Here is a 17,664-nt window from a genome sequence, read left to right as displayed (position 1 = left end):
CTCCTTCGTCGCAGGCGCCGGCCTGTGCGGGAAGGCACGGGTTCGGCGGGCGGGACGAGTCTGGAGCTTGCCGCGGCGACGGCCCGCGGCGCGTCAGCCATTCCGCGCAAACGCCATCGGACAAGGCCGGCGATGCGGCGAAATTGTGCGTTTGTGTATCGAGCCGGCTCAGCCCACGGCATGCAGCGCATACACCGCGTACATCGGCACGCCGAAGAAGGCGCCGATCGCGCGCGACAGCATGCCGTGCGGAAAGCCATAGCCGGCCATCACCTCGTGGGTGCCCGCGAGCCGCAGCCGCGGATGCGCGCGCGCCAGCTCGGCCGGCCGGCGCAGGCCCCAGCGGAACTGCGCACCCGTGGGCCGCACCGAGGGATGCCGGTGCGCGCGGCCGGTGGCGAGCCAGCACATGGCATCGAAGGCCAGCACCGAACCCGCGGGCGCGCACTCGCCGAAGGTGGCGAACACGGCCTCGACCTGCGCGGGCTCGAGGTACATCAGCACGCCCTCGGAGAACAGGAACACCGGCGGCCCGTCGCGCGCGGGCAGGCCGAGGCCGTCCCACCAGTCGGGGGCCGTGAGGTCGAGCGGCCGCACCTCGTGGCGCGGCTCGTCGTCGGCCAGCAGCGCGCGGCGCACCGCGAGCACTTCGGGCAGGTCGGCATCGGTCATGCGCGCCTTGCCGTCGTCCAGCCATTGGAAGTAGTGGCTCAGGCCGCAGCCGAGGTTGACCACATGGCCGCCGGCATGCGCCTGCAGGAAATCGCGCGCGAGCGCGCGGAAGCAGCGCGTGCGCGCCAGCACGCCATAGACCGTGGCGCGGTCGCGCGGCAGCGGCGGGGCCTGGTCCTCGAGCGTGGCCAGCAGGCGCGCCGCGCTCGCGTCGCCGATCGCCATGCGCGGAAACATCGCATCGCCGAAGGCGCGCGCGGCCAGCGGGATGCGCAGCGTCGAGGGCACGGCCGAAAGGCCGGAAGCGGGCAGGGCGGCGTCGGAGGGCATGCGGGATCGGAAGTGAGGGCGGGGGCGAAGTCTCTCGCCTGCTGAAGAGACGGGCAAGGGCGCGCGCTGTTCAGTCGCGGCGGGAATCGGCCGTTCGCCATATCCATACATGCACAGTGATGGACCGCATACGAAGAGAGCTATTGGATTCGAATGAATTCGCTATGTAAGAATAAACATATCGAAAAACATGGAGACGAGGTGGATATGAAACATTGGTCCGCGGGCGTGGTGTCGGGTCTGGTGGCGGTCGTGGTCGCCGGTTGCGGCGGTGGTGGCGATGGCGGGGTGTTCCTGCCGGTGGCGCCGCCGCCCGCGCCCGCACCGCCTTCTCCCCCACCGCCGCCGCCGCCCGCGCCGCCGGCGCCCACGGTCAAGCTCGAAGGCGCCATCGACCGTCCCGCCGACTACGCCGAGGCCGACCTGGCCGCGCGCGCCGCCCTCACGCAGACGGTGAACTTCAACAGCGGCAGCACGCCGCAGACCCGCACCTACACCGGCACCAGCCTCTGGTCGCTGCTGTCCGACGCGGGCCTGCAGGCCGACGCCACGCGCAAGAACGACCTGCTGAGCCGCCACGTGCTGGCCACCGGCGCCGATGGCTACCGTGTGGTGTTCGCGCTCGGCGAGCTGAGCCCCGACTTCGGCAACAAGCCCGCGATCGTGGCCTATGCCGAAACCACCGGCGGCAGCTCGGGCCCGCTGGCCGCGGCCGACGGGCCGTTCCGCGTCACCGCGCCGGGCGACATCAAGGGCGGGCGCTATGTCTCGCAGCTCGTGCGGCTGCGGGTGCAGCCCTCGGCCGCCACCGCCGCCGGCACGGGCGGCGGCGTGTCGACGAGCTTCGCGGTGTCGGGCGCGGTCGGCACGCCGCTGAGCTTCGACCTCAAGGCGCTGCAGGCGATGGTGCCGGTCACGCAGACCGTGGGCGCCAACGTCTACACCGGCGTCAGCCTGTGGACGCTGCTCAACGGCCTGGGCCTGCGCCTGCCCGCGGGCAAAAACCCCAGCCTGTCGATGTATGCCGTGGCGACCGGCAGCGACGGCTACCGCGCCGCGGTCTCGCTCGGCGAGATCGATCCGGGCTTCGGCAACAAGGGTGCGATCGTCGCCTACGACATGAACGGCGCGGGGCTCGGTGCCAACGGCGTCGCGCGCCTGGTGGTGCCGGGCGAGGTCAAGCAGGGCCGCTCGGTGTCGAACCTGGTCGCGATCGAGGTGTTCGCGGCGGACACGCCCTGAACTGCGGGTCGACGCGCGGCCGTCTCAGCCGGGCCGGCCGCGCGCGTCCACGTAGGCCCAGGCCTCGAGGCCGGAGGCCAGCCGCACCCGTTCGCGGCGGTAGTCCTCGACCTCGTAGGCATCGGACTGCGCGAGCTCGGCCGGTGTGATCGCGAACACCGCGCCGTCGACGCAATCCTCCGCGCGGCCGGTGGGCGCGATGATCGGATGGTGGCTCTTGCGGCTGGTCGCGAGCACGGCGGGGTCGCGGATCGCGAGCCGCTCCAGGCGGTAGCCGGGCAACTGGTCGAGCTGGCCCGCGAGCAGCCGGCCGAAGGTCGCCAGTTGCACCGATTGGAGCTGCAAGGTGCCGTAGGAGAACAGGCGCTCGGTGGCGCCGTGGTCCGTGCTCATGGCGACGAGCGTCCCGCGTCGCCGGCATGCGGCAACAGCTGCTCGCGCGGCGGCGCCCAGGCCGACCAGACTTCGCCGGGCAGCGCGTGGTCGCGCGCGGGCGGTGCCTCGGCCACGCTGCCGAGGCTCACGAAGCCCGCGAGAAATTCCTCGGGACGCACGCCGAGCTCACTGGCCAGCACCGGATCGAAGCAGCGCTCGCCGCTCAGCACGATCGCGCCGAAGCCCAGTTGATGCGCGGCATTTAAAAGGTTGCCGAGCGCGGCGCCGGCGGCCAGCCATTGCTCGCGCGCGGGCACCTTACTGCGCGCGCGCGGCACGACCACGAAGGCCAGCAGCGCGGGCGGGCGCGTCGCATGCTCGCGCGCGCGGCGGCGGTCGGAGGCCGAGGCCAGCGGATCGCGGCGCAGCTTCTCGGCCTCGAAGCGATCGGCCAGCGCGGCGCGCTGCGCATCGCGGAACTCGATCACGCGCCACGGATGCAGCCCGCCATGGTCGGGCGCGCGCAATGCCGCCTGCAGCATCGCCTCGATGTGCTCTGCCGTGGGCGCGGGCGGGCGCAGCCGCTTGGGCGAGACCGAGCGGCGCTCGAGCAGCGGCGCCAGCGCGGCCTCGGTGCGCGAGGCCTGGAGCTCGTGGCGCAGCGCCTCGCTCTGCGCGAGAAAGCCGCGCGCCCAGGCCAGCACCCGTTCGCCCTGCGGCGTGAAGCCCTCGAAGCGCTGGCCGCGTTCGGTCGGCGGCGCCGAGGTGCGCAGCAGCGCATGGCCGTACTCGGCCTCGAGCGCCTGGAGGGCTTGCGCGAGCTCGGCCGGCGACATGCGGCTGGCCTGCGCCGCGCGGCCCAGGTGGCGCTCTTCGGCGAGCGCGAGCAGGCCGTGGAGAGGGGTGGTGCTGATCATGGGGAACACGGGACGTTGAAAAGGCGGCGGATTCGCGAGCGCATTCGCTATATTTTAAAAAGCATAGCGAAAGCCATGGCGGGAGCGGGACATCGCCAGCCTCAGCCGCCCGGCCGCCGGCCACGCTCGCGTGCCAGGTGCCGGTAGACGGTGCTGCGATGGATGCCGAGCCGGTGCGCGGCCTCGGCGACGTCGTGCCCGCAGTCCTGCAGCGCCTGCGCGATCGCCTGCCGCGTGATGGCCACGAGCGGCGGCGGGCCGCCGAAGCCGGGGCTCGTGGTGTCCGGGACGGGGGCGGCCGGCATGCCGGGCATCGCGCGCAGGTTCGCCGGCAGCGCGTCGATGCCGATCGCATCGCCGGGCTCGGCCAGCGCCACGAGCGAGCGCAGCACGCTGCGCAGCTCGCGCACGTTGCCGGGCCAGGGGCAGGCCGCAAGCGCCTCGAGCGCCTCGTCCTCGAGCCGCAGCCCGCGCGCGGCCGCGCCCGATTCGAGGAACAGCCGCGCGATCAGCGCATGCCGGTCGGCGCGCTCGCGCAGCGGCGGCAGCGCCACGGTGAAGCCGGCCACGCGATACATCAGGTCGGCGCGGAAACGCCCGGCCGCCACCAGCGCCGGCAGGTCGCCGTGCGTGGCGCAGGCCAGGTCGAAATCCACCGCCACGCCCTGGCCGCCGCCCAGCGGGCGCACCGTGCGCTCCTCGAGCACGCGCAACAGCCGCGTCTGCAGCGCCAGCGGCATCTCGGCGATCTCGTCGAGGAACAGCATGCCGCCATGCGCCTCGCGGATGCGGCCCGGCGCGCCGCGGCGGCGGGCGCCGGTGAAGGCGCCGTCCTCGTAGCCGAACAGCTCGGCCTCGATCAGGGTCTCGGGCAGCGAGGCGCAGTCGACCGCGACGAAGGGCCCGGCGCTGCGCCGGCTCGCCGCATGCAGCCGGCGCGCGAACACCTCCTTGCCGCTGCCGGTCTCGCCGTTGACCAGCACCGGCACGCCCTGGTTCAGCACCCGCACCGCGCGCTCGAGTAGCGGCTGCACGTCGTCGGGCGGCGGCGCGGCGGCCGAATCCTCGGGCGTCCACTGGCGCCGCGCGCCGCGCGACAGTGGTTCGCCGGGTCGGGCCGAGCGCTCGAGCACGGTCGCGATCTGGCGCCCGCCCGGCAGCGTGAGCAGGCTGCGGCGGCGCTCCATGCGTGCCCAGTCGCGGCCGAGGAAGGTGGCGGCGTCGAGGTCGAGCAGCTCCTGCCACGAGTGCCCGAACAGTTCGAGCGCCACGTGGTTGGCCGCGGCGATGCGGCCATCGGCGATCACCATCAGGCCTTCGCGCGCGGTGCCGATCAGCGAGGGCCGCGGATGGAAGCGCAGCAGGTGGCCGCTGGCCTCGCTGAGCATCATGCGGTGGCCGACCTGCTGCGCCGCCATGCGCACCAGCCCGAGCGCATGGCTGTTGACGCGCACCGTCTCGCCCGAGATGTCGAGCGCGCCCGCGACCTCGCCGCGGCCGGTGAAGATCGGCGCCGCCGCGCAGCCCAGCGTGCCGTTTTGTGCCAGGTAGTGCTCGCCGCCGAGCACCATCAGCGCCTCGCGCTCGGCCAGCGCGGTGCCGATGGCATTGGTGCCGCGCTGGTGTTCCGACCAGCCGGCGCCGGGCCGCAGCGCGAGGCGCTCGGCCTTGGGCAGGAAGTCGGGGCTGCCGATCTCGTCGAGGATCAGGCCGCTGGCGTCCGACAGCACCACCACGCAGCCGTTGCCGGTGGCGTGCTCGGCCAGGCCGTCGAGCTCGGGCTGGGCGCAGTCGAGCAGCCGCATCGCCTGTTCGCGCCGCTCGCGCAGCAGCGCCAGCGCCATCGGCTCGCACTCGCCGCCGCGCGGATCGACCGGCAGGCTGCGGCGCCACGAGCGCGAGATGTGCGGCGCGATCCAGGGCTCGGGGTCGCGGCCCTGCACGAAGAAGAGCTCCCGGGCCTGTTCCACCTGCGACGAGGGCGATTGCGAGTCGGTCATCCACGGCTCCAGTCGGTTCGGGGTGCGAGCCGGTTCGCCCGGTTCGCCTTTCGCGACATGCTAGCCGTCATGTTCGCGTGGATATGTCGCAGATTGCGAAAGAAAACCCTTGCGACACGGCCGCTCGCTGGGCGGGCACCTTCGGGATTTCACCGAGTCCGGCGGGTACGGGCCTTGCAGACCTTCGTGCGGGACGCCGCATGTCGCGGCGCCTTCAACACAATGGAGACACGCATGGACATGCTCGAACCGGGCAAATTCGGTACCGCGGTGCCGTTCAAGAAGCGCTATGGCAACTACATCGGCGGCGAGTGGGTGGCGCCCGTGGACAACCAGTACTTCGAGAACATCACGCCGGTGACCGGCCAGGTCTTCTGCGAGGTGCCGCGCTCGAGCGCCGCCGACATCGACCGCGCCCTCGACGCCGCGCACAAGGCCAAGGCCGCCTGGGGCCGCACCTCGACCACCGAGCGCGCGAACATCCTCAACCGCATCGCCGACCGCATGCAGGAGAACCTGGCCGTGCTCGCGGCCGCCGAGACCTGGGACAACGGCAAGCCGATCCGCGAGACCACCGCGGCCGACCTGCCGCTGGCGATCGACCACTTCCGCTACTTCGCAGCGTGCATCCGCGCGCAGGAAGGCGGCATCAGCGAGATCGACCACGAGACCTTCGCCTACCACTTCCACGAGCCGATCGGCGTGGTCGGCCAGATCATTCCGTGGAACTTCCCGCTCTTGATGGCGGTGTGGAAGCTCGCGCCCGCGCTCGCGGCGGGCAACTGCGTGGTGATCAAGCCGGCCGAGCAGACGCCGGTGTCGATCCTGGTGCTGATGGAGATCGTCGGCGACCTGCTGCCGCCGGGCGTGCTCAACGTGGTCAACGGCTTCGGCGTGGAAGCCGGCAAGCCGCTGGCCTCGAGCAACCGCATCGGCAAGATCGCCTTCACGGGCGAGACCACCACCGGCCGGCTGATCTCGCAGTACGCGAGCCAGAACTTGATTCCGGTCACGCTCGAGCTCGGCGGCAAGTCGCCCAACATCTTCTTCGCCGACGTGCTCGACAAGGACGACGCCTTCTTCGACAAGGCGCTCGAGGGCTTCGCGATGTTCGCGCTCAACCAGGGCGAGGTCTGCACCTGTCCCTCGCGCGCGCTGATCCAGGAATCGATCTACGACCGCTTCATGGAGCGTGCGCTGAAGCGCGTGGCCGCGATCCGCCAGGGCAGCCCGCTCGAGATGGAGACCATGATCGGCGCGCAGGCCTCGAGCGAGCAGCTCGAGAAGATCCTGTCGTACCTCGACATCGGCCGGCAGGAGGGTGCGCAGGTGCTGATCGGCGGCGAGCGCAACACGCTCGCGGGCGACCTCAAGGACGGCTACTACGTGAAGCCGACCGTGTTCAAGGGCCACAACAAGATGCGCATCTTCCAGGAGGAGATCTTCGGCCCGGTGGTGTCGGTGACCACCTTCAAGGACGAGGAAGAGGCGCTGGCGATCGCCAACGACACGCTCTACGGCCTGGGCGCGGGCGTCTGGAGCCGCGACATGAACCGTGCCTTCCGCATGGGCCGCGGCATCCAGGCCGGGCGCGTGTGGACCAACTGCTACCACCAGTACCCGGCGCATGCGGCCTTCGGCGGCTACAAGCAGTCCGGCATCGGCCGCGAGAACCACCGCATGATGCTCGACCACTACCAGCAGACCAAGAACCTGCTGGTCAGCTACAGCGAGAACAAGCTCGGCTTCTTCTGATCCCTGCCGCAAGGCACGCCCCGCGCGGCCCGTGACGGGACGCGCGGGGCGTTCGTGCATCTTCGAAGGAAGGCTTTCCATGACACAAGAAGTCCTGCGCGTGACTGCGACCGACGCGGCGCTGGCGCTGATCGACCGGCTCGCCGCGAAGCACGGCGCGCTGATGTTCCACCAGTCGGGCGGCTGCTGCGACGGCAGCGCGCCCATGTGCTATGCCCAGGGCGAGTTCATCGTCGGCGACTACGACCGGCTGCTGGGCCACATCGGCGGCATGCCGTTCTACATCAGCGGCCCGCAGTTCGAGTACTGGCAGCACACGCAGCTGATCATCGACGTGGTGCCGGGGCGCGGCGGCATGTTCTCGCTCGAAGGCCCCGAGGGCGTGCGCTTCCTGACGCGCTCGCGGCTGTTCACCGACGAGGAATGGGCCGTGCTCGAGGCGCGCGAGCGCGACGGCGCCAAGGCCTGAGCCTTTTCCGCCCCCGGACGGAATCCGGGTCGAAAGCCCTGGCGCTTGGCTTTCGCTATGTTGCGTCGTATATTGCGGTGTCATTTTCGCCAGACCGCGCCGTCGCGCGCCCCGCCGATGCAGCAGCCGCCTTTTCGCCTTCTCGCCGCCGCCGATGCCGCGCTCACGCGCGTCGATCGCGCGGATTCGCCGCTGCGCTATGCCGCGGTCGACTGCTGCGCCACGCCCGAGCCCGAGGCGCACGAGGCCGTCGCGGCCGGCCGCGCACGCCTGGCGGACCTCGACCACCATCTCCATTGCTCGGTGATCGGCACCTGCCTGAGCACGGCCGAGCTGCGCAAGCTGATGGCCCGCTTCGCCGACGTGAAGGGCGCCAGCGACCTGGACATCCACCACGACGCGGTGCGGCAGACCTCGCACGACCCGCAGGTCGCGAAGGCGCTGCAGAAGGCGCTCGACCACCGGCATGCGCCGGCGCTGCAGCGCGCCTCGAAGCTCGCCGACGCCGAGGCGCTGACCGCCTACTGGGACGAATCGCTGCACCAGGGCGAGGTGCCCGGCGCCTACTGGGCCGTGCTGACGCACCGCAGGACCACGCCCGCGCTGCGCCAGCGCGTGTTCGGCGAAGTCCACATGCTGTCGCACCTGGTCGGCGCGGCCAACCGTGCCGACATCCGTCGTCTCGTGGCGCTGGAGCGCGACAACGCCGAACTGCGCGAGAAGCTCGACCGCCAGCAGCTGCGTTCGCAGGAACTGATGGAGGAGCGCGACCGGCAGATCGCGGCGCTGCGGCGCGAATTGATCGAGGCCACGGCCGCCGCGGCGCCCGAACGGCAGGAAAGGGCGGAGGAGACCGACAAGGCCGAGAAGGCCGAAAAAGCGGCCGCGCTGATCGCCCTGCAGACCGCGCGCCGCGAGCGTGCCGAGCAGACCGCCGCAGCCGCGCAGGCCGAGGCGGCGCAGCTGGCCGAGACGCTCGAGCACCTGCGCCGCCACACCCAGGCGCTGGGCCGCGAACTCGGCGCCGCCGAGCTGCAGCTGCGGATCAACGCCGACGACGGCGGGCGCAACGACCAGTCGGCGCAGCTCGATGCGCAGCTGCAGGGCCGCCGCATCCTCTACGTGGGCGGCCGGCCCAGCACCTATCCGGCGATCCGCGATCTGGTATTGCGCCATGGCGGGGAATTCCGGCGCCACGGCGGCGGCCTCGAGGACCGTGCGGGCCTGCTGGCCGCGGCCGTGTCCTGGGCCCATGTGGTGGTGTTCCCGGTCGACTGCATCGACCACGAATCGGTGGACAACCTCAAGCGGCTGTGCACGCGCCAGCAGGTGCGCTACATGCCGCTGCGCAGCGCGGGCATCGGGTGCTTCGCCGCGGCCTTCTCGGGGCCGGCGGAAGGCGCGCAGGCGCAGGGCGAGGGCAGGGAAGACGGGCCGTCCGGCACGTCGCCGATCTGCCCGCGCCACGGCTGAGCCGGGCGCGCGCCTCGCCCCGATGTTCATCCGCCAGCTGAACTACGTCGTCGCGCTCGCGCGCGAACAGCACTTCGGCCGCGCCGCCGCCGCCTGCAACGTCTCGCAGCCCGCGCTGTCGGGCGCCATCCGCAGCATCGAGGAAGAACTCGGCGTGGTCATCGTGCAGCGCGGCCGGCGCTTCGAGGGCTTCACGGCCGATGGCGAGCGCGTGCTGGCCTGGGCGCGCCGCGTGCTGGCCGACTGCGAGGGCCTGCGGCAGGACGCGCGCGCGGGCGGCAACGACCCCGTGGGCGTACTGCGCATGGGCGCGATTCCCGCGGCGCTGCCGCTGGTGCCGCGGCTCACGCAGGACTGCCTGCGCCGGCATCCGCGCCTCAAGCACGAGGTCTACACGCTGTCGGCCGCCGAGATCCTGCGCAAGATCGCCGACTTCGAGCTCGACATCGGCCTGAGCTACCTCGACGACGACCGGCTCGGCGCCTTCCAGACCCTGCCGGTGTTCCGCGAGCGCTATGTGCTGGTGGCGGCCGACGAGGCCATGTTCGAGGGCGCGGCCTCGATGTCGTGGTCCGATGCCGCGAGCCTGCCGCTGTGCCTGTTCACCACCAACATGCAGTGCCGCCGCGGCATGGACGCGGCCTTCGCTGCCGCCGGCGTGAAGGCCGTGCCGCAGGTCGAGACCGATTCGATGACGGTGCTCTACGCGCATGTGCGCCAGGCCGGCCTCTACGGCATCCTGCCGCACAGCGTGTTGTGCCTGGCCGAGGGCGCCGAGCAACTGCGCTGGAGGCCGATGTCGCCGCAGCTGCAGCGCGACATCGGCCTGGTGGTGCTGGCGCAGCAGCCGCATGCGCCGGTGCTCGATGCCGCGCTGCGCAGCTTCCGCGACCTCGACCTGCAGGGCTGGGTCGACGGACTGCTCGGCGCGGCGCCGCAGCCTACTTCCTGAAGCGCGCGGCCTCTTCCGAGCCGCCGGTTGCATTGCCCGCGCTGTACGAGTGCGCGCCCACGCCGGCGAGCTTGCCGCCCTGCACGATCAGGTACTCGTTGCGGATCGGGCGGTTCTCGAAGTAGCACTCGAGGATCTCGCGCGTGCCGGCCGCGTAGCGCGTCTGCGCCGACAGGCTGGTGCCCGAGATGTGCGGCGTCATGCCGTGGTGCGGCATCGTGCGCCACGGATGGTCGGCCGGCGCCGGCTGCGGGAACCACACGTCGCCCGCATAGCCCGCGAGCTGGCCGCTCTCGAGCGCCGAGGCGATCGCGTCGCGGTCGCACAGCTTGCCGCGCGCCGTGTTGATCAGGTAGGCGCCGCGCTTGAACTTCTTCAGGCTGTCGGCATTGATCATGTGCTCGGTCTCGGGATGCAACGGGCAGTTCAGCGTCACCACGTCGCAGACCTGGGTCAGGCTCTCGAGGCTGGTGTGGTGCGTAAGGTTGAGCTCCTTCTCGACCGACTCCGGCAGGCGATGGCGGTCGAGGTAGTGCAGCTTCACGTCGAAGGGCCGAAGCAGCCGCAGCACGCGCAGCCCGATGCGCCCGGCGGCCACCGTGCCCACCTGCATGCCCTCGAGGTCATAGGAGCGCGCCACGCAGTCGGCGATGTTCCAGCCGCCTTTCACCACCCAGTTGTACGAGGGGATGTAGTTGCGCACCAGGCCCAGCGTCATCATCACCACGTGTTCCGCCACGCTGTTGCTGTTGCAGTAGGTGACCTCGGCGACCGTGATGCCGCGGTCGATGGCGGCCTGCAGGTCGGTGTGGTCCGAGCCGATGCCGGCGGTCACGATCATCTTGAGCTTGGGCGCCTTCGCGATGCGCTCGGCCGTCATGTAGGCGGGCCAGAAGGGCTGCGAGATCACGATCTCGGCATCGTGCAGCTCGCGGTCGAGCACGCTGCCTTCGCCGTCCTTGCTCGAGGTGACCACGAGCTGGTGGCCGTTGGCCTCGAGGTACTTGCGCAGGCCCAGTTCGCCCGAGACGCTGCCCAGCAGGGTGCCGGGCTGGAAGTCGATGCGCCGCGGCGTGGGCAGGGTCTGACCGTCGGGATAACGCTCCAGGTGCGGCAGGTCGTCGCGGGCATAGGTGGTGGGATAGCCCGTCACGGGGTCGTCGTAGAGCACGCAAACAATCTTGGCCAAAGTCATCTCCTGGTTGATGCGGCAGCACATCGCTGCACGGGAGAGATGGTTTCGCGAACGGCATGGCGGCGCCAATCGTTTGATCCGATGCGGCGATAGGCGAGGCTTATCGAAAGAACTGCGCGCTACCATGGCCCCGCGCTTCGGCGGCGCGCATCGCGACCGTCGAGGGCTTTCACATCCAACCAGGAGCACCCATGAAGATCAGCGCACGCAACGTCCTGTCGGGCAAGGTCATTTCCATCGTCCGCGGCCCCGTCAGCACCGAGGTCACGCTCGAGATCGCGCCCGGCGTCCAGGTCGTCTCGACCATCACCAGCAATTCGGCCGACTCCCTCAAGCTGGTCGAAGGCCAGACGGCCTATGCCGTGATCAAGGCCTCGAGCGTGATGGTGGGCACCGACTGAGGCGCGGTGCGTCAGGCGGGCGCGGCTGCCTGCGCCGCGGCGAACCAGGTCGCGGGCGCCGGTGACCATTGGCGATCGGGTTGCCGCTCGAGCAGGGCGCACGCCAGTGCACCGAGGTCCGCATCGAAGACCTCGAGCGCCGCCTCGGCACCGCCGTCTTCGCGACGCGCGCTCGAGGCGAAGCGCGCGAAGGCGTTCCAGTCCCGGGCCAGCTGCTCGACCAGGATGCGGGCGAGTTCGTACGACAGCAGGTTGCCGTCGTCGGACCGGAAGAAGGATTCGCCCGACCAGAACTGCTGGATCTCCGCCTCGCCCCAGAACGCGAGATGCTTGCGCCGCAATTCCTGCGGCGTGTGCGTCGCGGGACCGGCGCCCGCGAGCCGGCGTTCGGTATTGACCGCGAGGCCTTCGTCGAGCCATCGGGGCAGGTCCAGGTGCGACAGGGCGTTGTGGGTCATCTCGTGCGCGATCACGGGCTCGATGGCCGAGAGATCGGCCCGCTTCGCGAGAAAGTGCGGGCAGCCCGCGTCGATGAACATGCCGCCGCTGAAGGCGAATTCGCCTTGCTCCGGGTAGTAGCCCGAAACGTAGCCGTAGTAGCTCTCCTCGTCGTCCACGACCAGCAGGATGCTCCTGTCGCCGGCTTCGAACAGGGCGATGCCGGCCAGGACCTGCTGGATCCGCTTGCGCGTGGAGACCACATAGGCCGCCGTGGCCGCCGCGACCACGGGCTCGAGCGAGGACAGCACCCAGGCCTGTTCCGATTCGTACAGATGGAAGTGAGGGCCCAGGGCATCCCGCAGATGCAGCAGCCATGCGCGCTGTCCCCGCGCGAGCGCTTCGCGTCGAAGGCCGGGATCGTCCTGCGACGAGGCCCAGGCTTCGAGCGCTTGCCAATCCAGCAGCGGAAGACCCTGTGTCGTGTCCATGTTCGCGGACAGGGAGAACGCCGGCGCGGCGCCGACGGCAAGCTCGGCCGGTGCCGCTTCGGCGACGAAGCCGTGGGGCAGCGCGGCATCGTCGGCGTCCTTTCCGACGCCTCGCGGCGATCTCGGCAAGTGGGTCCATGCGATCAACGCACCCATGAAGGGAACGAGCCAGGCCATCGCGATCAGCAGGTTCCGGCGCAGCACGGTCTCGTCGATGGCCTGGATGCGCCGCGTGATCCACGCGTTGAGCGCGAGCAGCGAGGCGAGGGTCGCGACGAGGAGGAGGGTGTCCATCGTCGAATTCTAGGGAGCGCGCCAGTGCCCAAAGTCATGGTCGTAGGCCAAAAGATTTTTTGACATGTTATGTCGGCAGCCCTATAGTGACCCCACCGAGGCAAGAGCGCCTTCACGTCACTCAATCACCAGGAGGGGTATGCAAACGCTGCTGAATCAACTCGAGGGTCTGGACGTTCTGGCGGGGGCCGCGATGGGCGGCGTGACGGTGCAGCTGCAGCCGATCCCGGGCCAGACGCCCGTGATCCAGGTGAGCATCGAGGGCCGCGACGAGCTCCCGATCTTCGTGACGAGTTCCGACATGCAGATCATCTGCATCTGCTACCTGTGGACCGAGGCCGACGTCAAAGCCGAGCGGCGCACCGAGCTGCTGGAGTCGCTGCTCGATCTCAATCCCTCCGTGCCGCTGTCGTCCTTCGGGCGCGTCGACGGCCGCTACGTGCTCACCGGTGCGCTCGGTCGCGATGCGCGCGTCGAGGACATCGCGCGCGAAGTCGCGGTGCTCAGCGACAACGCGCTCGATGCACTCGATGCGTTGTCCGAATTCCTGAACTAAGCGAGGTCATCATGACGGTCATCAAGAAACTGGTCACCCTGCTGCGCGGCAGCGCACGCGAGATCGGCGAGAGCGTGGTCGACAGCAACGCGACCCGCATCTACGAACAGGAAATCATCGACGCCAAGCACAGCATCGAGAAGGCCAAGGGCGACCTCACGGGCGTCATGGCCAAAGAGATGCAGTCGGCCCGCGAGATCGAGCGCCTCAAGAACGAGGTGGCGCGCTACGAGGGCCTCGCGCTCGAGGCGCTCAACAAGACGCAGGAAGGGCTGGCGCTCGACGTGGCCGCGCGCATCGGCACCATCGAGCAGGAGCTCGAGGAGCAGGCCAAGGCCCATGCCTCGTATGCGCTGCAGGTCGGCAAGCTCAAGGAGCTGATCCGCTCGGCCGAGGCGCGCATCCGCGAGCACGAGCGCGAGATCGGCATCGCCAAGACCACCGAGAGCGTCTACCGCGCCACGCAGTCGATCTCCGAGAACATCGGCAGCGGCGGCTCGCGGCTGGCCAATGCGCGCGAATCGCTCGAGCGCATCCGCAAGCGCCACGAGGACCTGTCCGACCGCATGGCGGCCAGCGAGTCGCTCGAGAACGAACTGGGCCACGCCGCGCTCGAGAAGAAGCTCGCGGCGGCCGGCATCGGCAGCGATGCCAACCGCACCGGCAAGGTCATGGACCGCATCCGCGCGCGCCAGGCAGGCGCGGCCGGCGGCGGCACGCCGGAGTCCGGCGCGCAATGACCGTGCGGGCCAAGCCGGCACGCTGGCAGGGCTCGGACGACGCCATTCGCGCGGTGCAGGTGGCCTTCGACGTCGAGGAGGCGGTGCTCGAGGCGGTGCGCAAGGCGGCGTTCGACCGGCACGTGTCGACCTCCGACCAGATCCGGCAGGTGCTGGGCCTCACGACCACCGCGGGCCCCAAGCGCCCGCGGCTCACGGTGTCGCTCGGTGCGGCAGACTACGAGTTCCTGGCGGCGCGCTACGGACTGGCGGCCGACGACCGGCTCGCCATCAAGGAACGGGCGACGCGCGACCTGATCGCATTCGCGGGCGGTGGGAAGGCCGCGGCGAAGAGCACGACGAAGAACGCGATGAAGAGCACTGCGAAGAGCGCCGCCAAGAGCGCTCCCGACGGCGTGAAGCAGAGCGCCCGCACCGGCAAGCCGGCGCGGCGATAACAACAACGCAGAGACCACCGGCTGGCCCGGGGGAGGATCGATGGGCAATTTCATGGAAGCGGTCACGGGCTACCCGACCGCGATCTACACGGTGCTGCTGGGCGTCGTGCTGATCTACTGGGTGCTGGCGATGCTGGGCCTGGTCGACATCGAGCACCACGGCATCGACGTCGACCTCGCGCACGCCGACGGCGATGCCGAGGACGTCGGCGACCTCGCGAGCTACGTGGTGGCCATGGGCCTCAACGGCGTGCCGTTCTCGGTCGCGGTGAGCCTGCTGGTGCTGGTGGCCTGGGTGGTGTCGTGCCTCGGCGGCGAATGGCTGCTGCCGCTGGTGCCGACCACGCTGCTCAAGCTGGTCGCGGGCACCGCGCTGCTGGTGGCGAGCGCCGTGGTGGCGATCCCCGTCACGGCGGTGGCGATCCGTCCGCTGCGCGGCCTGTTCGTGAGCCACACGGCCGTGAGCAACGCGGCACTGGTCGGCCAGACCTGCAAGGTCGTCACCGGCGTGGTCAACGAGAAGGACGGCCGCGCCGAAGTGGCGCGCCGCGGCGCGAGCCTCAACATCCGCGTCTGGGCGCCGGTGCCCAACACCCTGAAGCGCGGCTCGATCGCGCTGATCCTCGAATACGACGAGGTGGCCGCGCGCTACCTCATCGCCGCGCACGACGACCTGTCGAGCTGAGCGCGGCCCCCGCCCGATCCCCTGTTTTCCGCTTCAAGTACTGGAGAAAAAAGATGGAGCCCATCCTCATTGCCGTCGCCGTGCTGGCCATTGTCATCCTCGGCCTGTTCGCGATGTTCGCCAAGTTCTATCGCAAGATCGAACAGGGCCACGCGCTGATCGTGAACACGCTGCGCGCGGAACCCGAGGTCACCTTCACCGGCCGCATGGTCTACCCGATCATCCACAAGGCCGAGCTGATGGACATCTCGGTCAAGACGATCGAGATCGACCGTTCGGCCAACGAGGGCCTGATCTGCCGCGACAACATCCGCGCCGACATCAAGGTGAAGTTCTTCGTGCGCGTCAACAAGACGGCCGACGACGTGCTCAAGGTGGCACAGGGCATCGGCTGCGCGCGCGCCTCGAACCACGAGACGCTCGAGGAACTGTTCTCGGCCAAGTTCTCCGAGGCGCTCAAGACCGTGGGCAAGTCGATGGACTTCGTCGACCTCTACCAGGCGCGCGACAACTTCCGCGACCAGATCGTGAGCCAGATCGGCAACGACCTCTCGGGCTACGTGCTCGAAGACGCGGCGATCGACTTCCTCGAGCAGACGCCGCTGTCGGAGCTCGATGCCAACAACATCCTCGATGCGCAGGGCATCAAGAAGATCACCGAGCTGACGGCGGTCGAGCACGTGCGCACCAACGAGCTGCGCCGCAACGAGGAAATGCAGATCAAGAAGAAGAACGTCGAGACGCAGGAGGCGCTGCTCGAGCTCGAGCGCCAGCAGGCCGACGCCACCTCGCGCCAGCACCGCGAGATCGCCAGCGTGCGCGCCCGCGAGGAGGCCGAGACGCTGAAGATCCAGGCCGAGGAGCGCACCAAGTCCGAGAGCGCGCGCCTGCTCTCGGAGCAGACCGTGGCTGTGCAGCAGGAGAACGTGCAGCGCGAGAAGGAAGTGGCCGAGAACAACCGCAAGCGCGCGGTGGCGATCGAGGAGGAAAAGGTCACGCGTGCCCGCGATCTCGAGATCGTCGACCGCGAGAAGGAAGTGACGCTGCAGCGCATCGAGAAGGACAAGGCCGTCGAAGTGCAGAAGAAGGCCATCGCCGACGTGATCCGCGAGCGCATCGTGGTCGAGCGCACCGTGGCCGAGCAGGAAGAGGCGATCAAGGAGCTGCGCGTGGTGGCCGAGGCCGAGCGCACCAAGAAGTCGGTCGTGATCATGGCCGAGGGCCAGGCCGACGAGAAGATGGTGCTCGACGTGAAGGCGGCCGAGACGCAGGAGAAGCGCGCGCGCCACAAGGCGGCCGAGGAACTGACGCTGGCCGATGCCAAGCTCAAGGTGGCCGAGCGCGACGCCGAGTCGAAGAAGCGCGAGGCCGAGGGCGTGGAGGCCATCTCCGCCGCGCCGGGCCTGGCGGCCGCCAAGGTGCAGATCGCCACCGCCCAGGCCAAGCTCGCGAGCTTCGAGGCCGAGGCCACGGGCAAGGAGAAGATCGGCCTGGCCGACGTGCATGTGCGCGCCGCCGACGCCGACGCGATCCTCAAGGCCGGCCAGGCCGATGCGCAGGTGATCGAGGCGCGCTCGCAGGCCGAGGCCGCGGGCATGCGCGCCAAGTTCGAGGCCGAGGCCTCGGGCAAGGAAAAGCTCGGCCTGGCCGAGGTCAACGTGCGCACGGCCGATGCCGAGGCCACGCTCAAGTCGGGCCAGGCCGATGCGCAGGTGATCGAGGCGCGCTTCGGTGCCGAGGCCAAGGGCCTGCACGAGAAGTTCGAGGCCATGAAGTCCATGAGCCCCGAGACCCGCGACCACGAGGAATTCCGCATGCGCCTCGAGAAGTCGCACATCGAGACCCTCAAGGGCATCGAGGCCCAGACGGCCATCGCCAAGGAGCAGGCCGAGGTGCTGGGCACCGCGCTGTCGAACGCCAAGATCGACATCGTGGGCGGGCAGGGCGACTACTTCGACAGCTTCGTGCGCTCGCTCTCGGTGGGCAAGGGCATCGACGGCGTGATCTCCAAGAGCAATGCGATCCAGGTCGCGTTCAAGGACCAGCTCTCGGGCAACCGCGACGTGGTGCAGGACCTGCGCGACATCGTGGGCGCGCTCGGCTCGTCCTCGGGCGAGATCCAGAACCTCAGCGTGGCGGCGCTCGTCAACAAGATCGCCACCGAGGGCAGCGAGACCCAGAAATCGGCGCTGCACAACCTGATCTCCACCTTCCGCAACTGAGCGCGGGCTGACCCGCACGG

17 protein-coding genes are annotated in these 17,664 nt (G+C 70.1%); 11 read left to right on the top strand and 6 right to left on the bottom strand.

Annotated elements, in window-relative coordinates; genetic code table 11:
- Positions 1-168: 168 nt before the first annotated feature.
- Positions 169-1,002, bottom strand: coding sequence for a class I SAM-dependent methyltransferase (locus AC07RM_RS20160; protein WP_495335640.1), 834 nt, complete (start codon positions 1,000-1,002; stop codon positions 169-171).
- A 207-nt stretch (positions 1,003-1,209) separates the two neighbouring features.
- Here AC07RM_RS20160 and AC07RM_RS20155 point away from each other — a divergent pair, with 207 nt between their 5' ends.
- Entirely contained in the window at positions 1,210-2,244 is a 1,035-nt protein-coding gene (locus AC07RM_RS20155; protein ID WP_495335639.1) for a molybdopterin-binding oxidoreductase, read from the top strand.
- A 24-nt stretch (positions 2,245-2,268) separates the two neighbouring features.
- Here AC07RM_RS20155 and AC07RM_RS20150 read toward each other — a convergent pair whose 3' ends face one another.
- The 3 genes from AC07RM_RS20150 to AC07RM_RS20140 form a co-directional block, all read right to left on the bottom strand.
- Positions 2,269-2,637, bottom strand: a complete 369-nt coding sequence (locus tag AC07RM_RS20150; RefSeq protein WP_495335638.1) for a gamma-glutamylcyclotransferase family protein — start codon at positions 2,635-2,637, stop codon at positions 2,269-2,271.
- The gene (locus AC07RM_RS20145; protein ID WP_495335637.1) at positions 2,634-3,536 is read right to left on the bottom strand and encodes a nitroreductase family protein; all 903 of its coding nucleotides are present in this window, start codon (positions 3,534-3,536) and stop codon (positions 2,634-2,636) included. Before AC07RM_RS20145 ends, AC07RM_RS20150 begins: the two co-directional genes overlap by 4 nt.
- A 101-nt stretch (positions 3,537-3,637) precedes the next feature.
- Complete coding sequence (locus AC07RM_RS20140) at positions 3,638-5,536, bottom strand: sigma-54-dependent Fis family transcriptional regulator (RefSeq protein ID WP_495335636.1); 1,899 nt, start codon at positions 5,534-5,536, stop codon at positions 3,638-3,640.
- 234 nt (positions 5,537-5,770) lie between these two features.
- Here AC07RM_RS20140 and adh point away from each other — a divergent pair, with 234 nt between their 5' ends.
- From adh to AC07RM_RS20120, 4 genes are all read left to right on the top strand, one after another.
- Entirely contained in the window at positions 5,771-7,291 is a 1,521-nt protein-coding gene (adh, locus tag AC07RM_RS20135; protein WP_093344814.1) for an aldehyde dehydrogenase, read from the top strand.
- Between the two features lie 79 nt (positions 7,292-7,370).
- On the top strand, positions 7,371-7,760 hold the full coding sequence (locus tag AC07RM_RS20130; RefSeq protein ID WP_296782067.1) for a DUF779 domain-containing protein: 390 nt from the start codon (positions 7,371-7,373) through the stop codon (positions 7,758-7,760).
- 117 nt (positions 7,761-7,877) lie between these two features.
- Positions 7,878-9,233, top strand: coding sequence for a DUF2325 domain-containing protein (locus AC07RM_RS20125; RefSeq protein WP_495335635.1), 1,356 nt, complete (start codon positions 7,878-7,880; stop codon positions 9,231-9,233).
- 22 nt (positions 9,234-9,255) lie between these two features.
- The gene (locus AC07RM_RS20120) at positions 9,256-10,185 is read left to right on the top strand and encodes a LysR family transcriptional regulator (protein WP_093344806.1); all 930 of its coding nucleotides are present in this window, start codon (positions 9,256-9,258) and stop codon (positions 10,183-10,185) included.
- Here the strand turns inward: AC07RM_RS20120 and AC07RM_RS20115 are convergent.
- Complete coding sequence (locus AC07RM_RS20115) at positions 10,175-11,374, bottom strand: NAD-dependent formate dehydrogenase (protein WP_495335634.1); 1,200 nt, start codon at positions 11,372-11,374, stop codon at positions 10,175-10,177. The two genes, AC07RM_RS20120 and AC07RM_RS20115, sit on opposite strands and share 11 nt — an antisense overlap.
- A 197-nt stretch (positions 11,375-11,571) precedes the next feature.
- On the opposite strand from AC07RM_RS20115, the gene AC07RM_RS20110 reads away from it, so the two are divergent.
- Positions 11,572-11,781 (top strand): TOBE domain-containing protein, encoded by a 210-nt coding sequence (locus AC07RM_RS20110; RefSeq protein ID WP_093344803.1) that lies wholly within the window; start codon positions 11,572-11,574, stop codon positions 11,779-11,781.
- Positions 11,782-11,792: 11 nt separating this feature from the next.
- Here AC07RM_RS20110 and AC07RM_RS20105 read toward each other — a convergent pair whose 3' ends face one another.
- The gene (locus AC07RM_RS20105) at positions 11,793-13,004 is read right to left on the bottom strand and encodes a hypothetical protein (RefSeq protein WP_495335633.1); all 1,212 of its coding nucleotides are present in this window, start codon (positions 13,002-13,004) and stop codon (positions 11,793-11,795) included.
- Between the two features lie 139 nt (positions 13,005-13,143).
- Here AC07RM_RS20105 and AC07RM_RS20100 point away from each other — a divergent pair, with 139 nt between their 5' ends.
- The 5 genes from AC07RM_RS20100 to AC07RM_RS20080 are packed head-to-tail and all read left to right on the top strand — an operon-like array spanning position 13,144 to position 17,644.
- Entirely contained in the window at positions 13,144-13,560 is a 417-nt protein-coding gene (locus tag AC07RM_RS20100; protein WP_093344797.1) for a YjfI family protein, read from the top strand.
- A gap of 11 nt (positions 13,561-13,571) precedes the next feature.
- Positions 13,572-14,300: a PspA/IM30 family protein gene (locus AC07RM_RS20095; protein WP_093344793.1), complete on the top strand. Its 729-nt coding sequence runs from the start codon at positions 13,572-13,574 to the stop codon at positions 14,298-14,300.
- Positions 14,297-14,737, top strand: a complete 441-nt coding sequence (locus tag AC07RM_RS20090; RefSeq protein WP_495335632.1) for a hypothetical protein — start codon at positions 14,297-14,299, stop codon at positions 14,735-14,737. Before AC07RM_RS20095 ends, AC07RM_RS20090 begins: the two co-directional genes overlap by 4 nt.
- Positions 14,738-14,789: 52 nt before the next feature.
- Positions 14,790-15,422 (top strand): ubiquinone biosynthesis protein, encoded by a 633-nt coding sequence (locus AC07RM_RS20085; protein WP_495335631.1) that lies wholly within the window; start codon positions 14,790-14,792, stop codon positions 15,420-15,422.
- Positions 15,423-15,475: 53 nt separating this feature from the next.
- On the top strand, positions 15,476-17,644 hold the full coding sequence (locus tag AC07RM_RS20080; protein ID WP_093344787.1) for a flotillin family protein: 2,169 nt from the start codon (positions 15,476-15,478) through the stop codon (positions 17,642-17,644).
- Positions 17,645-17,664: the final 20 nt, after the last annotated feature.

The organism is Variovorax sp. GW821-FHT09B05 (assembly GCF_059418265.1).
This window is presented reverse-complemented; position numbering and strand designations above follow the sequence as displayed.